The 14470-nt window shown below is 63.8% G+C and carries 14 protein-coding genes; 1 reads left to right on the top strand and 13 read right to left on the bottom strand.

Translation table 11 applies throughout. The features are described 5' to 3' along the window. Positions 1-9: 9 nt before the first annotated feature. The 12 genes from CHB74_RS17680 to CHB74_RS17625 all read right to left on the bottom strand — a co-directional run bounded on the left by CHB74_RS17680 (position 10) and on the right by CHB74_RS17625 (position 12803). Positions 10-1206 carry a TraB/TrbI/VirB10 family type IV secretion system protein gene (locus tag CHB74_RS17680; protein WP_089220862.1) on the bottom strand — a complete coding sequence of 399 codons (1197 nt, stop codon included), beginning with the start codon at positions 1204-1206 and terminating at the stop codon, positions 10-12. Continuing rightward, positions 1203-2024 (bottom strand): P-type conjugative transfer protein TrbG, encoded by an 822-nt coding sequence (gene trbG, locus CHB74_RS17675; RefSeq protein ID WP_089220861.1) that lies wholly within the window; start codon positions 2022-2024, stop codon positions 1203-1205. Before trbG ends, CHB74_RS17680 begins: the two co-directional genes overlap by 4 nt. After that, positions 2021-2845 (bottom strand): conjugal transfer protein TrbF, encoded by an 825-nt coding sequence (trbF, locus tag CHB74_RS17670; protein WP_089220860.1) that lies wholly within the window; start codon positions 2843-2845, stop codon positions 2021-2023. The genes trbG and trbF overlap by 4 nt, the downstream gene beginning before the upstream one ends. Positions 2846-2849: 4 nt before the next feature. Beyond that, the gene (gene trbL / locus CHB74_RS17665; RefSeq protein ID WP_089220859.1) at positions 2850-4142 is read right to left on the bottom strand and encodes a P-type conjugative transfer protein TrbL; all 1293 of its coding nucleotides are present in this window, start codon (positions 4140-4142) and stop codon (positions 2850-2852) included. Between the two features lie 124 nt (positions 4143-4266). Continuing rightward, complete coding sequence (gene trbJ / locus CHB74_RS17660) at positions 4267-5013, bottom strand: P-type conjugative transfer protein TrbJ (protein WP_089220858.1); 747 nt, start codon at positions 5011-5013, stop codon at positions 4267-4269. Next, the gene (gene trbE, locus CHB74_RS17655) at positions 5010-7454 is read right to left on the bottom strand and encodes a conjugal transfer protein TrbE (protein WP_089220857.1); all 2445 of its coding nucleotides are present in this window, start codon (positions 7452-7454) and stop codon (positions 5010-5012) included. The genes trbJ and trbE overlap by 4 nt, the downstream gene beginning before the upstream one ends. After that, complete coding sequence (locus CHB74_RS17650; protein WP_089220856.1) at positions 7448-7720, bottom strand: VirB3 family type IV secretion system protein; 273 nt, start codon at positions 7718-7720, stop codon at positions 7448-7450. The genes trbE and CHB74_RS17650 overlap by 7 nt, the downstream gene beginning before the upstream one ends. After that, a complete protein-coding gene (locus CHB74_RS17645) occupies positions 7717-8043 on the bottom strand; it encodes a TrbC/VirB2 family type IV secretion system protein (protein ID WP_089220855.1) in 327 nt (108 codons plus the stop codon). Before CHB74_RS17645 ends, CHB74_RS17650 begins: the two co-directional genes overlap by 4 nt. Next, positions 8040-8978, bottom strand: a complete 939-nt coding sequence (gene trbB / locus CHB74_RS17640; RefSeq protein WP_089220891.1) for a P-type conjugative transfer ATPase TrbB — start codon at positions 8976-8978, stop codon at positions 8040-8042. The genes CHB74_RS17645 and trbB overlap by 4 nt, the downstream gene beginning before the upstream one ends. 28 nt (positions 8979-9006) lie before the next feature. Next, on the bottom strand, positions 9007-9435 hold the full coding sequence (locus CHB74_RS17635) for a CopG family transcriptional regulator (protein WP_144033848.1): 429 nt from the start codon (positions 9433-9435) through the stop codon (positions 9007-9009). A 6-nt stretch (positions 9436-9441) separates the two neighbouring features. Then, the gene (locus tag CHB74_RS17630) at positions 9442-11472 is read right to left on the bottom strand and encodes a conjugal transfer protein TraG (RefSeq protein ID WP_089220890.1); all 2031 of its coding nucleotides are present in this window, start codon (positions 11470-11472) and stop codon (positions 9442-9444) included. A gap of 425 nt (positions 11473-11897) precedes the next feature. Then, positions 11898-12803, bottom strand: coding sequence for a nucleotidyltransferase and HEPN domain-containing protein (locus CHB74_RS17625; protein ID WP_089220853.1), 906 nt, complete (start codon positions 12801-12803; stop codon positions 11898-11900). Positions 12804-13482: 679 nt separating this feature from the next. Between CHB74_RS17625 and CHB74_RS17620 the strand changes: the two genes are divergently transcribed. After that, positions 13483-14085 (top strand): DNA topoisomerase IB, encoded by a 603-nt coding sequence (locus CHB74_RS17620; protein WP_089220852.1) that lies wholly within the window; start codon positions 13483-13485, stop codon positions 14083-14085. On the opposite strand, the gene CHB74_RS17615 is transcribed toward CHB74_RS17620, so the two are convergent. After that, positions 14082-14470 (bottom strand): integrase core domain-containing protein (locus CHB74_RS17615; RefSeq protein WP_245843000.1); only part of this gene is annotated, 389 nt, incomplete at its 5' end. The genes CHB74_RS17620 and CHB74_RS17615 overlap by 4 nt on opposite strands.

The following is a 14470-nucleotide window of genomic DNA, read 5'->3' as shown; positions in this document are numbered from 1 at the left end:
TGCGGATCCTCACTCGGTCCAGGGTCGAAGAATCAGGTCCCGATGAACAAGCACGCGGACAGGCCAGCCTGGCCGGACCGTGATGGTCGGCTGGATGTCGAGGCTGCGGCGGACGATATCCTGGCCGGCCTGATTTCCGCTGGACTGTCCGGCTTCACGCAATGCGCGGACGATCTCGCTTTCGTTATCGCCGAAGCTAAGTTCGCTGCCGACGCCCAACAACGTGGAAAGGGCGACGCCTTTCAGAAGTGCGCCGCCATGCAGGTCGACGCGGTCGCTGATCCCCACTTGGCCCGAAGCATCAGTGGCGGGCATGTCGTCGAGACGGATGGAACTGCCGTTCGGAAACAGTATGCGCTGCCAGACCAGCAGCGCACGAGTCTGGTGGAATCGCAGCCCGTTCTCATAGCGGCCGATGAGCCGGGAGCCCTGCGGTATCAGAAGCGTGCGACCGGTCGCGCTGTCGACGATATTCTCGCTCACCTGAGCAATGACTATACCCGGCAGATCGGAGTTGAGTCCGGTCAAGAGGCTGGCGGCAATGATGGTTCCCGCGCTGATCGTCCACGGTGACGGGGACTCGCGCATGGCATATGGATTAATGCCGTCGATGGAGGGGCCCACCACGCTGGTGCCGGAAGTATCGCTTGACCGTGGCGCTGCAGCGCCATCCGGTTCCAGAGCCCCGGCAATCGCTGCCTGAACGCGGTCCGGCCCGGCGGATGCCCCGCGCAGCGTCATCATGATCCCCGAACCTTGGGCGGCAGCGCGGGCAGCTTCTCGTTTTCGGTACGCCTCGGCTACGGGATCGGCTTCGGCGGCTTGGCCGGGGCCAGATCCGCCGCTGACTGTTGCTTGCTGTCGGGCGAGAATTGGCCTGCCGAGGTCACCCGGCAATGGCGGGCCCAGCTTGGGAATGGCGTCATAGCTGGCCGGAATGTCGGCCAGTTTCTCGTCTGCACCGGTTGGTTCGGCCTGTCGCTCGGCCAGTTCTTCGCCGCTTGCACGAAGTGCAGGCGGGGTGAGCGCCATCCAGGTCGTCGCTCCCAATGCGGCGAAAGTCGTGGCGGACAGAGCGATCACCACATTGCGCCGGATGCGCACCGGTCGCGTTGGCGTGCCGCGCAATACCAGCGTTGCGGGGTCGAGTTTGGCAGGAGGCGGCGTATCCGGATCCGCCGGCTGTGTGTCACAACGGCCGGTCATGACTTCTGCCTTCCGGTGCGGGTGATGCGGACGATGGTCTGGCGCTTTTCGCCCAGCCTGAGCTCCGCTGTCTCGAACAGGCGGTCGACGACATAATAGGTGCCGCGCATCCGATAGTTCACCAGCTCGGCTTTGCCTTCCGCATTCAGCAGGAACAGCGGTGGCGCCGAGGATACGGCGATCGATGCCGGAAACTGGATGAAGGTCTGCCTGCCGTCGTCGAAGGCTCGCAGTGGCCGCCAGGATGGCTGATCGCCGCTGATTGAGTATCCAAAATCAAGGCGCATCGCGTCGAAAGTTTCGGCAGGCGGCGGGGGGCGCTTGGCGGGCGGTTCGGGCGCGCGGATTGTGAGCAGCGCGGATCGCGGGTAACTCCAGGAGACCGCCGCCATCGCGGCAGCCGAGCCGCTGTCGAGCTCGAGATGATAGGTCCGCCGATCGGTGGTGATGACCATGTTGGTCCTGAGATGACGCTCGATCGGTTTGACCAATATGTGGACCTGAGTCTCGGACCCGTCGCCACTCACCGTATCGCCGACCATCCAGCGAGCGGTGTCTCCGGCGGCGACCGAGATCAGCTTCTCGGCGGGCTCTAGCGCAATGTCGCTGATCCGTTCTGGGAGAGCGAACAGCCGATAGGTCGCGCCATCCGACCAGGCATAGACCTGTCGGGCATTGGTGAAGCGGGTGGCGAGAGGCTCGCGAAGCGCCTCCCGATTGGCGCTGAGCACTCGGCCAGCCGATACCGTGGTGGTGGCACATGCGGGCGAGGTGGCGGCAATGGCGAAGATGGTGATGCCGTGGGCAAGCAGGTTCATCCGATGTTCCTTTCAGGGTCCGATAAAATGGGGAGCTCGCCGCTGAGGCCCGGATCGAGCGGAGACCCATGTGGAATGTCGGACGGGATGCGCGGCGCCGGTGCTGGCGCCGTCGACCGTGGCTCTCGGCGGGGCGGTGGCTCGAGCTCCCGGCTCCAGTCGATGGCGTCGACATAGAGCCCGAGCGGGTTCTTGCGGATGGCATCGGCCGAGCGTGGCGGCCGCACAATCACCGTCAGCATTGCTGTCCAGCGGGATTCGGCCGTGAGGCTGCCGCGTTCATATTCGCTCTCGGTCCATTTGACCTGAAAGCTGCGGTCGGAGGCGCGCACGATGCTGGTGACCTGCACGGACACGGTACGGATCCCGACATCCGCGAAGGGATCGTCGGCGCGTGCGTGTTCCGAAAGTCGGATGGCCCCCTGCTTGGTCGTAAAATCATAGGCCGCCAGCCAGTTCTCGCGCATCAGCACCGGATCGAGCGACACGGAGCGGATGTTGCGGACGAAGGCCGCCAGATGCCACGCAATCTGCGGGTCGGTGGGCCGGTAGCTGCTATCGGCCGGACGAACGCTGCGCGCCTCGCCAAGTCGATCGACTTCGACCACATAGGGAATGACCCGGCTCTGGAGCGACAGCCAGATTTGAGATGCGGCGAGGCCGGATGACAGGAGCAGACCGCCAAGAGCCATGATCCGCCAGTTGCGGGCCTGAACGCGGGCCGAACCGATGCGTTCGTCCCAGAGTTGACCCGCGCGTTGATAGGGCGTGTCGGGTTCCGGGGTGGTTCCGTAGCGCTGCACGCTTCGCTTGAATGCCATGGCGTCAGTCCTTTTCAGAGATGTCAGGATGGGCACCGGCGCCGCCATGATCGCCGCTGCCCAACGTATGGATGGCCAGCTGCCGGCGGTGGCGGGCCGCCTGATCCGCGCGGAGCTCGTGGACCCAGGATGGCGGAGTCTCAGCGCCGGTCGTGGCCGCAGAGGCAGATGTCGGATTGAGCGCGGACCATGTCGCCGTTCGGCCCCTTTCGGCTGCTGCGCCGAAGCCGGCTGTGGCTTTTGCCTTCGATGCGACGCCGCCGGCGACGGCGCGCCCTATGCCTTTGAGGCCAGCGCCGGTGCTGGTCGATCCGGACCCTTCCTGGCCCAACGCGTAGGCCGTCGAGGCGGCAGCCCCCAAGGATGTACCGGCCCGCATGGCAGTCAGCGCACCACCGGCGAGGCCGCGCGCGGCGGCCATCGCAGCACTTCCGCTCATGGCGATCGCGCCCGCACCCGCGATGGTGGTACCGATCGCCGCACCGGCCCCGAGCTGGGGGGCGCCCGATACCAGTCCGGAAGCGATTGTCGGTCCAAATATTCCAAGTCCGAGCAAGGCCAGGCTCGCCAGCACAAGGCTCATGGCCTGGCCGATATCGGGCTCCTGGCCATCGAGCGCGGAGATGAAGTCCGCGAAAAATCCCGATCCGATGCCGACAATGACGGCGAGCACCAGCACCTTGATTCCCGACGAGACGACGTTGCCGAGGACGCGTTCGGCAAGGAAGCTGGTGCGGTTCCACAAGGCGAAGGGCACCAGGACGAAACCGGCAAGGCTTGTCAGCTTGAACTCGATGATGGTGACGAAGAGCTGGATGGCGAGGATGAAGAAAGCGAGCAGGACCAACGCCCAGGCCAGCATCAGGATGGAGATGGTCAGGAAATTGTCGAAGAAGGTCGTGAAGCCGAGCAGGTCCGCCACCTGATCGAGGAGCGGCCAGGCGGCTTCGAACCCGGTGGCGGCGAGCCGGCCCGGGCGCAGCAGATCATCGGCAGACATCCCGCTGCCGCCGGCGGTCAGGCCAAGGCCGGCGAAGGACCGGAAGATGATATCCGCGAGCGTCGGAAAATGGTTCAGGATGAGTGCGAACGCGCCGACATAGAGGATCTTTCGGATCAGGCGGAACAGGACTTCGTCGTCCGCGCCCATTGCCCAGAACAGGCCGGCCAGTGTGATATCGATGCCAATCAGCGTGGTGCCGAGGAAGGCAACGTCGCCGCCGAGGAGGCCGAAGCCACTGTCGATATAGTGGATGAAGACCGTCATGAACTGGTCGATGATGTCGAGGTCATGCACGTGGGCGGACCTTTCGAAGGATTTTGTCGCGGGGCCGCAGGCCGAGTGCGGATGCGGGGGGACTCGCGCGGGCCCCGCGACGAGGAGCGGCCGGCAGGCGGAATGCCGTCGGCGGCACCTCAGCCTATTGGGGTGTGTACGCCCGACCCGAGCCGAGGAACCGGCGCGTTACCGCCTGCGCATCCTGTTCGGCCTGGGCGCGTCTGGCCTGCTCGATGGATGTGCTCCGGAACTGGGTGGCGAGCATGGACTGAAGCTGAAGTTGCTGCTTGGCGGTCAGCGCCAGCAGCTGGTTGGTGGCCTGGGCCGCCTGAAGCGCACCTTCGGCCTCCTGGCTCGTGGCGATGATCTCGGCCATCGCCTCGCTGTCCTTGCGGACATTTTCGGCGATCGCTGCCTGCACCGCCATCGTTTGGCGGAATGTCGCCATGCTGGTATCCAGCCGCGCGCGGGCACCGGTCACGCGTTGGTCGAGCCTCAGTGCCGTGTCAAAAGCATCGGGGAACATTTCGCCAAACTGATCGTCGAGGCGGCTGACTTCGAAGGCCAGCCCACGCGCCTCAGCGATCAGCGTATCGATTTCGGCGAGGCGATCCCGCAGCGCCTGTAGCTGGGGGAAATCCACCCGCGACAGGTTTTTTCCCATATTGATGAGCATGGCTGCTTCATTCTGCAGCGACTGGATCTGCTGGTTGATCTGCTGGAGCGTGCGCGCGGCGGTCAGCACATTCTGCGCATAGTTGCTGGCATCGAAAACCGGGATCGCGGCTGCGGGCATGGCCGGGACATTAAGCCCGACGAGCAGTGATGCGATCAGCAACGACCGGACAAGATTTCGCCGGCCGGGCGTCGGAAGCGTGTGAGCACTCATCGGCGGTCTCCATCATCGGGGGCAGGCAGAAGGGCTTCGGCCCAGGGCAGGCCGGAGGCGGCGAGAAAGCGGGTTGCGAAATCTTCATCGCCGTGAATGGCGAGCAAGGCATCGATCGTCGCCTGTGCGGCTGGCCCCGACGCACCACACAGCGCGGCCGCTGCTGGCCCCAGCCCCAGTTCGAACAGCCGGTTCCCGAGTGCGGACTGAAGGTAGTAATGGCGCTTGGGCGTCGCCCGGCTGATCAGTTCGATCTGGCGGTGATTGAGCCCGAACCTCAGATAGGCATCACGGGACTGTGGCTCGTCCGCGCGAGGGTTGGGCAGCAGGATACGTTGCGGGCAGCTCTCGATAATGGCCGGTGCGATGCGGTTCTCGCAGATGTCGGCGAGACTCTGGGTCGCGAAGATGACGGCAACATTCTTCTTGCGCAGCGTCTTCAACCATTCGCGAATGCGGGCCGCGAACAGCGGCTGATCGAGAAACAGCCAGGCCTCGTCGAGGATCAGCAGCGTTGGAGATCCGTCAAACTGCTTCTCGAGCCGGTGGAACAGATAGGTGAGAACCGGAGCCACGATCGCCGGGCGCTGCATTAGGGCTTCGGTCTCGAAGCATTCGAGCGTGCCGATTTCCAATCCGTCCTCGGCGGCGTCGAGCAAATGGCCATAAGGCCCCGCCAGCGTGTAGCTGGCTAGCGCGGATCGCAACGGTGCCGATTGCAGGAGGAGGCTGAGGCCCGTCAGCGTGCGTTGTTCGACGGGCGCCGTCGCCAGACTGGTGAGCGCCGACCACAGACTTTCCTTGATATCCGGCGTGACCAGGATCGTCTCATGCTCGATCAGCGAGGTGATCCAGGTCATGGCCCAGACGCGCTCGTCCTCCTCATCGATGTGGCGCAGGGGCTGGAAGGCCAGGGCGGACGTCCCGTCGCCATGGTCACTGGCGCCAAGCGGATAATGGCGCCCACCCATCGCCAGCACCGCAGCGCGTGCCGACCAGCCCTTGTCGAAGATGAATATGCGAGCGTGGGGGTAGCGACGGAACTGGAAGGCGATGAAGGCGAGCAGCACCGATTTCCCGGCACCGGTGGGCCCCGCGATCAGCATATGGCCGACATCGCCGGCATGGGTGGAGAAGCGGAATGGCGTCGACCCGCCGGTGATCGCCTGGAAAAGCGGAGGGCCGGCCAGATGCGCGTTGTTCGCTGGCCCTGCCCAGACGGCCGAGAGCGGCATCAGATGGGCGAGGTTAAGGCTATGGACCAGCGGCTGGCGGACATTGGCATAGGCCTGGCCCGGCAAGGAAGAAAGCCAGGCTTCGACGGCATTGACGCTTTCCCGCACGGTGGTGAAGCCGAGACCGTTGATGATGCGTTCGGTCGCGCGCAGTTTGTCGGTAACCCCAGCGTGCGTTTCGTCGGCGACGGTGATCGTCGTCGTCAGATAGCCGAACGAGACGAGGCCTTCGCCCAATGACTGGAGCGCCTGATCGGCATCCGCGACCTTGTTGTCGGCATCGCTGTCGATGAGGGCGGCTGCCTGATTGTACATGATTTCACGGAGCAGCGCGGACAGCGACTTGCGCTTGTTGAACCATTGGCGCCGCAGCCGGGTCAGGGTCCGAGTTGCCTGCTCGCGATCGAGCGCGATGAACCGGGTGACCCAGCGATAGGCGAAGGCCTGATCGTTGAGCGCATCGAGGCGACCTGGCTGGCTCATATTGGGGAAGCCGAGCACGGTGAGTGTGCGAAGATGGCGGTCGCCCAGCATGGGCTCTAGCCCGCCGATCAGAGGTGTGTCGGCTAGGAGGCCATCGAGATAGAAAGGGATCTCGGGCGCGGCGATCTTATGTCCGCGCCCGGAAATTGTGCCGTGGAGATAAGTGAGCAGGTCGCCATCGTCGAGTGCCGACACCTCCGGCAGGATCGCGCTCAGAAGATCGAGCGTCCGATCGGTCTCCGTCCGGAATTGGTCGAGCTCCCGCCGCCAGTCGCGGCGGGGATGTTCTTCGATGCGCGGTTCGATCAGCATCTGCCCCGCTTGGGCGACGGCGTCTTCGGGGGGCAGATATTGCAGCGTCAGGCGGTAGCGGCTTTCGAAATGGCGGGCGGCGACCGTGAAGGAGGCGCGGCGTTCGGCGTCGATAAGCCGCGAGGCGATGTCCGGGAAATCGCTTGCCGGATAACCTTGGGCCTCGTGGCGATCGGCCTCAAAATAAAGTGCCCAGCCGCTGCCGAAGCGACGAAGCATGTTGTTGATCCGGGCCGAGATCGACACGAGTTCGGCGGGCGTGGCACTTTCCAGATCGGGACCGCGGAAGGCGAAGGTCCGCTGAAAGCTGCCATCCTTGTTGAGTATGATGCCGGGGGCCACGATCGCGGCCCATGGCAGATGATCCGCCAGCCGATCCGCCCTGCGTCGATATTCGTGCAGGGCTAGCATGACATCTGACCCTTTTGGCGGAGATGGCGGGCCAGCACTGCGGCGAAGTGCGGATCGCGCCGGGCGGCGAGCGTCGCGATCGAATGCCCGATCGCGCCGGCGAGAATGCCAATCAGCCATTGCTGGAAGCCGAGCCCGATCGCGGTCGCCAGCGTGCCGTTGAGGATGGCGAGGCTCCGGGGCGCGCCTGCAAGGAAGATTGGTTCGACCAGCGCGCGGTGGATGGGGGCCTCGAAACCGGGCATCGGTTGCTCGACCCCGCTCATGCGACCAACGCTCCGCCGCCAAAGCTGAAGAAGGAGAGGAAGAAGCTCGAGGCGGCAAAGGCGATCGAGAGCCCGAAGACGATCTGGATCAGCCGCCGGAAGCCGCCCGCCGATTCGCCGAAGGCCAGCGTAAGCCCGGTCACGATGATGATGATCACCGCGACGATCTTGGCGACGGGCCCCTGGACTGATTCCAGTACCTGCTGGAGCGGTTCCTCCCAGGGCATTCCGGACCCCGCAGCATAAGCCGGGCCTGTCATGAGGCAAGTCATCGCCGCAGCGGCGACAAGCGGTGCACGACGGATCGAGCAGGCATATTTCATGGCAGGTCTCCTTCGACGGACAGGGGGGAGAGGCGGTAATTGCCGGCGGCATCGAGCCCTTCGACGACGGTGATGGTTTCGACCCGGCGGGCCGGGCCGCGCCCGGCGATGAAGATGATGAGGTCGATCGCGTCGGCGATCAGGGCGCGTGGCACGGTGGTCACGCCTTCCTGGATCAAAAGTTCGAGGCGATGGAGTGCGGCAGCTGCGCTGTTGGCGTGGACAGTGGCGATGCCGCCGGGGTGGCCGGTGTTCCAGGCTTTGAGCATGTCGAGTGCCTCGGCGCCGCGAACTTCACCGATGATGATCCGGTCGGGTCTCAACCGCAGCGTCGAGCGGATGATGTCGCCCATCGATGCCACGCCGGGCTTGGTCCTGAGCGCGATCGTGTCAGGTGCCGCGCACTGGAGTTCGCGGGTGTCCTCGATCAGGATGACCCGTTCGTCGCGATGGGCCATCTCGACGAGGAGCGCGTTGGCTAGCGTCGTCTTGCCCGACGAGGTGCCGCCGGCGATCAGGATATTGCGGCGATCGACGACAGCGAGCGACACGGCCCGAGCCGCCTCGGCTGCCAGGATGCCATCGTCCACATAGTCCATCAGGCTATGGATCCGCGCGGCGGGCTTACGGATCGCGAAGCAGGGGGCGGCCGAGACCGGCGGCACCACCCCTTCAAAGCGCTCGCCGCCGCTGGTCGACGCGGACAGTTCGGCCGAGAGGATCGGGGCGCCGCCATGAACCTCGCGCCCAAGATGGGCCGCGACGAGGCGGATGATGCGTTCGACCTGCCGGCAGTCGAGCCGGATGCCGGTGTCCACACGGCCACCATCAAGCCGGTCGAGCCTGAGGGCGCCATCGGGATTGACCATGATCTCGATCACCATCGGATCGGCCAGCGCCGCGGTGATGGCCGGACCCATGGCGACCGCGAGCATCGCCTGGCTACGCGTGAACGTCACGGTATCAATCACCGGACTGCTCCGCCGGATCGCGATCAATCGGCCCGCCCGCAATCGACTGCCGGCCGGTGGCAAGCGCTTCGGCGACGCGCTGGACCAGGCGATCGAACCGATCGCGACCATAGGCCATAGCGACGGTGTCGCTTTCGGCGACGGGGATCAGGTTGGTGAGGATATAGCGGGCCAGCACCGCGAGCGATTCGATCGCGATCCGGTCATTGCGGTCTAGGCGGCTAAGCTGGCGGTTGATGCGGTCCAGCCGCCCACCAAACCAGATCTGGATGTCGTTGGCCCCCTTCCGGTCGAGCCAGTCTTCGAGCGCTGCTGCAAGAAGGGCCGATTTGGTGGCGCCGCCTTCGCGCACCATCGCCTCGAAACGATCGCTGAGCGGCTTCGGAACGAAGAGTTGGTAGCGGACCTGCGGGTGTCTCATGGTGCCTCACCGGTCGAGGAGGAGGTTATCGTGACCGCGACCTTCATCGAGCGCGAAGGCACGGGCGACGGCTCCGGTGCTGCCCGAACGGGCCAGGGTCGCGACATCGGCCGGCACATTGGGAACATCGTCGCCTTCGCGCAGCGGATCACTTTCTGCCTGTTCGATGGGTTGCGGTACGGCATCTATCGCCAGGCCTGGATGGCGTTCCTGCTGGAAGCCGCCGCCTTCGAGACCTTCGTCCTGGTTCAGCTTATGTTCGAGCGCTGCGGCAATATGCCGGGCAAAGCTGCCCCAATCATTGCCGCGCTGTGCCGGGCGATCGCGATAGGTGTCATCGGCCAGCAGGGGAGGGGGCAGAAGCCGCTCCTGGAAATTGCGGTCTTCATAATGGCGGAGCTTCTTAGCGCGGATGGGCGCGATGCCTGAGACGAGCACGAGCTGGTCGCTTGCCGGCAATTGCATCACTTCGCCCGGCGTCAGCAGCGGGCGTGCGGTTTCCTGCCGACTGACCATGACATGGGCGAGCCAGGGGGCCAGTCGATGGCCGGCATAATTGCGCATGGCGCGCTGTTCGGTTGCCGTCCCCAGTGCGTCCGACACGCGCCGGGCGGTGCGCTCGTCATTGGTCGCGAAGGCGATACGGACATGGCAATTGTCGAGGATGGAATTATTCTCGCCATAGGCCTTGGCGATCTGGTTCAGCGACTGGGCGATGAGGACGGTGCGGATGCCGTAGCCCGCCATGAAGGCAAGCGCAGTCTCGAAGAAATCGAGCCGCCCAAGGGCCGGGAATTCATCGAGCATCATCAGAAGTTTATGCCGGGCACCGGCATGGCGACCGGTTTCCAGCTCCTCGGTCAGCCGGCGGCCGATCTGGTTGAGGATCAGGCGGACCAACGGCTTGGTGCGCGAAATGTCCGATGGCGGGATGACGATATAAAGCGAGAGCGGACGTCCCGAGGCGACAATGTCCAGGATTCGCCAGTCGCAGCGCGACGTGACCTTGGCGACGGTCGGATCGCGATAGAGGCCGAGGAAGGACATGGCGGTCGAAAGGACGCCCGAACGCTCGTTCTCGCTCTTGTTGAGGAGCTCGCGCGCGGCCGATGCAACGACGGGATGGACCCTGGGCACTTCGGGTGTACCGATGTGGTTGGTCGTCATCATCGCGCGCAGCGTGTCGACGAAGCTGCGGGCCGGATCGGAGAGAAAGGTTGCCACGCGGGCGAGCGTCTTTTCTTCCTCGGCATAAAGGACGTGAAGGATCGCACCGACGAGTAAGCTGTGGCTGGTCTTTTCCCAATGATTGCGGCGTTCGAGCGCGCCTTCCGGATCGACGAGGATGTCGGCGATATTCTGGACATCGCGGACTTCATGTTCGCCGCGCCGGACTTCAATCAGCGGATTATAATGTGCCGATCGCGGATCCGTGGGGTTGAACAGCAGGCAGTGGGAGAAGAGCGCGCGCCAGCCCGCCGTCAGTTGCCAGTTCTCGCCCTTGATATCGTGGACGATCGTCGAGCCCATCCAGCTGAGGAGCGTCGGTATGACGAGGCCCACGCCCTTGCCCGAGCGGGTAGGAGCGAAGGCCATGACATGCTCCGGGCCGTCATGGCGCAGATAATTGCCCTCGTAGCGGCCGAGCATGATTCCGGTCTCGCCGAAGAGGCGGGCCCGCCGGATCTCCTGCGCGCTGGCCCAGCGGGCTGATCCGTAGGTGGTGACATGCCGGGCCTGGCGCGCCCGCCAGAGCGAGCCGGCAATGGCGGTCAGGCAGGCGAGGAAGCCACTGCCGCCGGCCAGGCTTCCGGCCTTGTCGAAGACATCCGGGGCATAAGCTTCATAACGGTACCACCAGGGAAAGATCGCCCAGGGATGATAGATCGGGAGGCCGCCCAGTTCGAACCAGGATGGTCCGAGCTCGGGCTGGTAACCGAGCATCGCTGCCGCCCATTGGGTAGATACCCAGATGCCGCCGATGACGGTCGCGATGACAACGAAAATCTGACCGTAAAGCAGCCTGGTTGGCGACATGGCGACCTCCCGTCCGGGCCCCATGCCCGGCAGGAGAAAGATCGCATCGAGGGGGTCGAAACGTCATGCGACGCTTGCCGTCACTCGCTATCGTTCACCGACTTTGGCGCGAACCCGTCAGTTCATTGCGGCTGGCTGTCGAGTTCCGGGAAAAGCGGCATAGGCATAGGCGTCACTACGCATCGATCGATACGACCGGCCCGCTCATGCGTCGGGCCAGGTTGTGGGCTATCGTTGAGACAGCCGCGAGCCGCCGATAACCGTCGGCTTCGGTGAGGTCGGACACCAATGGGGCGAGGCGCCGCTCCGCGCCACTTCAAGTTGAAGGGCGAGCGCCTGTTCATCTATTCGGATTATGTGCGAATGAGAACGTACTTGGAGCATCGAGTTAGCCGGCTCCGGCACCTTGACCGCACGGCGCTGTCCTAAAGGCCTGCCGCTACTCCAAGCTCGTCCAGCCGTTCGCGCGACACCTGTTCGACGATATCGCGCAGCCGGCGCACATCGGCGAGGATCGCCTTCAGCTCATCAAGGTCGATCTCGTAAGCAGTCGAGTAGCGTGCCTCGACATATGCTCGCTTCAATAGCTGGAAACGCCGGCGGTCTATCCGGCGCTCGCGCGGCCATGCCTCGATCAGCCGAGATTCATGGTCTTCCGCCAACGATCTCAAGAATTTGATGTTGTGCGAACGCGGAAAATAGAGAGTCCGCACCAGCAGAAAGCAGATATAGGCGCGTTCCGTCGTCTGATGGAGCAAGAAGGCCGCGTCATTGCTCTCGCTTTCATCAATGGCGAATTTTGAGAGCTTTAGCCCGCTCTCGATCTTACGCAGCCACTCGTCGAAGTAGGCTTTGGCCATCGCATAAGCGTCCGCCGGCGTCAGCGGCATTGGCGTGGCCAGCGGGTGGCAGGGCAGTTCGTACAGGACGATCCCCTCGCGGGCGATATCGACCCAGAAATATTCGCCGCGCTTCAGCGCTTGGTTCACCTCGTCTAGTGAATGGACGATGATGTTCACTGGGCGGGCGATGTCGGCATCCCGCAATATGCGGTCCTCGGCAACGTACCAATAGTGGGCAATATCAGTCAGATCCTCGTGATTGACCACGACCAGCAGGTCGAAATCGGACTGATAGCCATTTTCCGGCTCATCGACCCAATCGGAGCGGGCATAGGAACCGAACAGGATGATCTTGAGGATCTTGCCATTCCTGCGACTGGGCATGGTCGCCCGGCCGATCGCCTTGGCAAACTCCTCCATCAGCACGTTCTGGATCTGCTCCAGTTCGCGCTGCTGGAGCTCGGGCAGGTGATCGGCGTCGTTCTTCATTGCGGCGGAATCTTCGGCTACCGGCATTGGCTTGGCAAGCGTTGGTTGGCGGCAGAGGCTTTTAGCCTACATTCATCGCTCGTTCGGCATCACCGTTCTCCTACTGGGCGCGATCTACCGGCGGTGGTGAGCGGGTTCGACCCTCGATCGCCTCCGTGCCAAACCCGCTGCCGGGGCAGCCTTGTCCCGACATCGGCTCCACATGAGCGCGATCAATTCATCCGCGAGCGTTGCTCCGCACCGAGGAACCAATCTCCCCATGTTCAGTTTTGAGGCCCGCAATCAGCTTAGACGTCGGATTCTGGAGGGCGTAATGATCACTGTCTCTGATCTCCATCATCATCTGCGACGAGAAAGGGAAGAACGTGCCCTTGCGATGTCTTCATCCAATCCGGCAGAGCGCTCCTCGCATCTGGACCTGGCCGAAAGTCACTCGCGCCGGGCGGCCAGAGCCCGCTCCATCCTCGAAAGCCTGGGTATAATCCCCCAAGCCCAACTGGCGAGCTGACGGAACAATATTCCGCAGAGGCCACTCCCGCCGTTGTAAAACGGGTGCCCGATCGGTCTGACATCCCAAGAACAGACCGGAACGCCGTCTACGACGACTGGCATCTCTGGTCGCTTGTAGGAGGGGGGATCGAACGATGGAACCTGAAGCGCCCTCGGTTGCTGATCCAGGATGAAAAAATCCAAAATGCGCCCCATCTCAGATGCCGACGAAGCGGGTGTCGTCGTCGATCCCAAGGAGGCTGCCGAGAGCGTCGGGCTCATCTATGTCAGCGACGACCTGCCCGGTATCAGCCGCCACACACACGGCGCGAAGTTCCGGTATAGCGATCCCAGAGGCGAAGCCGTAACCAACAAGACGATACTTGAGCGTATCGTGAAGCTCGCGATACCGCCCGCATACACGGACGTGTGGATCTGCCAGAAGGCAAATGGCCATATCCAGGCAACCGGGCGTGATGCGAAGGGGCGCAAGCAGTATCGGTACCACGAGCGTTTCCGCAGCATTCGCGACAGCACGAAATACGAACATATGCTCGAATTCGCGGCCACGCTGCCAGCGATCCGCGCGAAGGTCGATGACGATATGAAGCGACGTGGGCTCCCGCGTGAAAAGGTACTCGCCACCATAGTGCATCTGCTCGAGACCACGATGATACGCGTCGGCAATGCTGACTATGCGAAGCAGAACAAGAGTTATGGCCTCACCACCCTCAAGGACCGCCACGTAGCAGTCGTGACCGGCCCCCGCCGAGTGGCCCGCTGGGATTGTTAGTGCATTGAAGCCTCCATCGCCAGTGTCGGCCGTAGGTGGAGCGAAGCGGAACCGGAGGGCGACACTGGCGATGGAACGGCCTCGGGCGCCGGTGGTCGATACCCGAGCGAGCTGTGCGGCCGGACGGTGTTGTAATGTCGGCGCCACGCCTCGATCAGGATCCGGGCCTCGGCGAGCGAGTAGAAGATTTCGCCGTTGAGCAGTTCATCGCGCAGCGACCCGTTGAAGCTTTCGCAATAGCCATTCTCCCACGGGCTACCCGGCGTGATGTAGAGCGTCTTCACGCCGATTGAGAACGGCGGAGCAATATTCGACCACGGTAGCGGCGGGATAGCCCTGCTGCGGGCGGCGTAAAAGTCGTCCACCTTGAAGCCTTTCTGCCAAG

Source organism: Edaphosphingomonas laterariae, assembly GCF_900188165.1.
GTDB lineage: Bacteria > Pseudomonadota > Alphaproteobacteria > Sphingomonadales > Sphingomonadaceae > Sphingomonas_E > Sphingomonas_E laterariae.
The sequence above is the reverse complement of the archived record's forward strand: the minus strand, read 5'-3'. Positions and strand labels throughout refer to the sequence as shown.

Coding starts and splice junctions, on each gene's coding strand:
- CHB74_RS17680 (WP_089220862.1), bottom strand. CDS start 1,206: ATGACCGGCCGTTGTGACACACAGCCGGCGGATCCGGATACGCCGCCT.
- trbG (WP_089220861.1), bottom strand. CDS start 2,024: ATGAACCTGCTTGCCCACGGCATCACCATCTTCGCCATTGCCGCCACC.
- trbF (WP_089220860.1), bottom strand. CDS start 2,845: ATGGCATTCAAGCGAAGCGTGCAGCGCTACGGAACCACCCCGGAACCC.
- trbJ (WP_089220858.1), bottom strand. CDS start 5,013: ATGAGTGCTCACACGCTTCCGACGCCCGGCCGGCGAAATCTTGTCCGG.
- trbE (WP_089220857.1), bottom strand. CDS start 7,454: ATGCTAGCCCTGCACGAATATCGACGCAGGGCGGATCGGCTGGCGGAT.
- CHB74_RS17650 (WP_089220856.1), bottom strand. CDS start 7,720: ATGAGCGGGGTCGAGCAACCGATGCCCGGTTTCGAGGCCCCCATCCAC.
- CHB74_RS17645 (WP_089220855.1), bottom strand. CDS start 8,043: ATGAAATATGCCTGCTCGATCCGTCGTGCACCGCTTGTCGCCGCTGCG.
- trbB (WP_089220891.1), bottom strand. CDS start 8,978: ATGCTCGCGGTCGCCATGGGTCCGGCCATCACCGCGGCGCTGGCCGAT.
- CHB74_RS17635 (WP_144033848.1), bottom strand. CDS start 9,435: ATGAGACACCCGCAGGTCCGCTACCAACTCTTCGTTCCGAAGCCGCTC.
- CHB74_RS17630 (WP_089220890.1), bottom strand. CDS start 11,472: ATGTCGCCAACCAGGCTGCTTTACGGTCAGATTTTCGTTGTCATCGCG.
- CHB74_RS17625 (WP_089220853.1), bottom strand. CDS start 12,803: ATGAAGAACGACGCCGATCACCTGCCCGAGCTCCAGCAGCGCGAACTG.
- CHB74_RS17620 (WP_089220852.1), top strand. CDS start 13,483: ATGAAAAAATCCAAAATGCGCCCCATCTCAGATGCCGACGAAGCGGGT.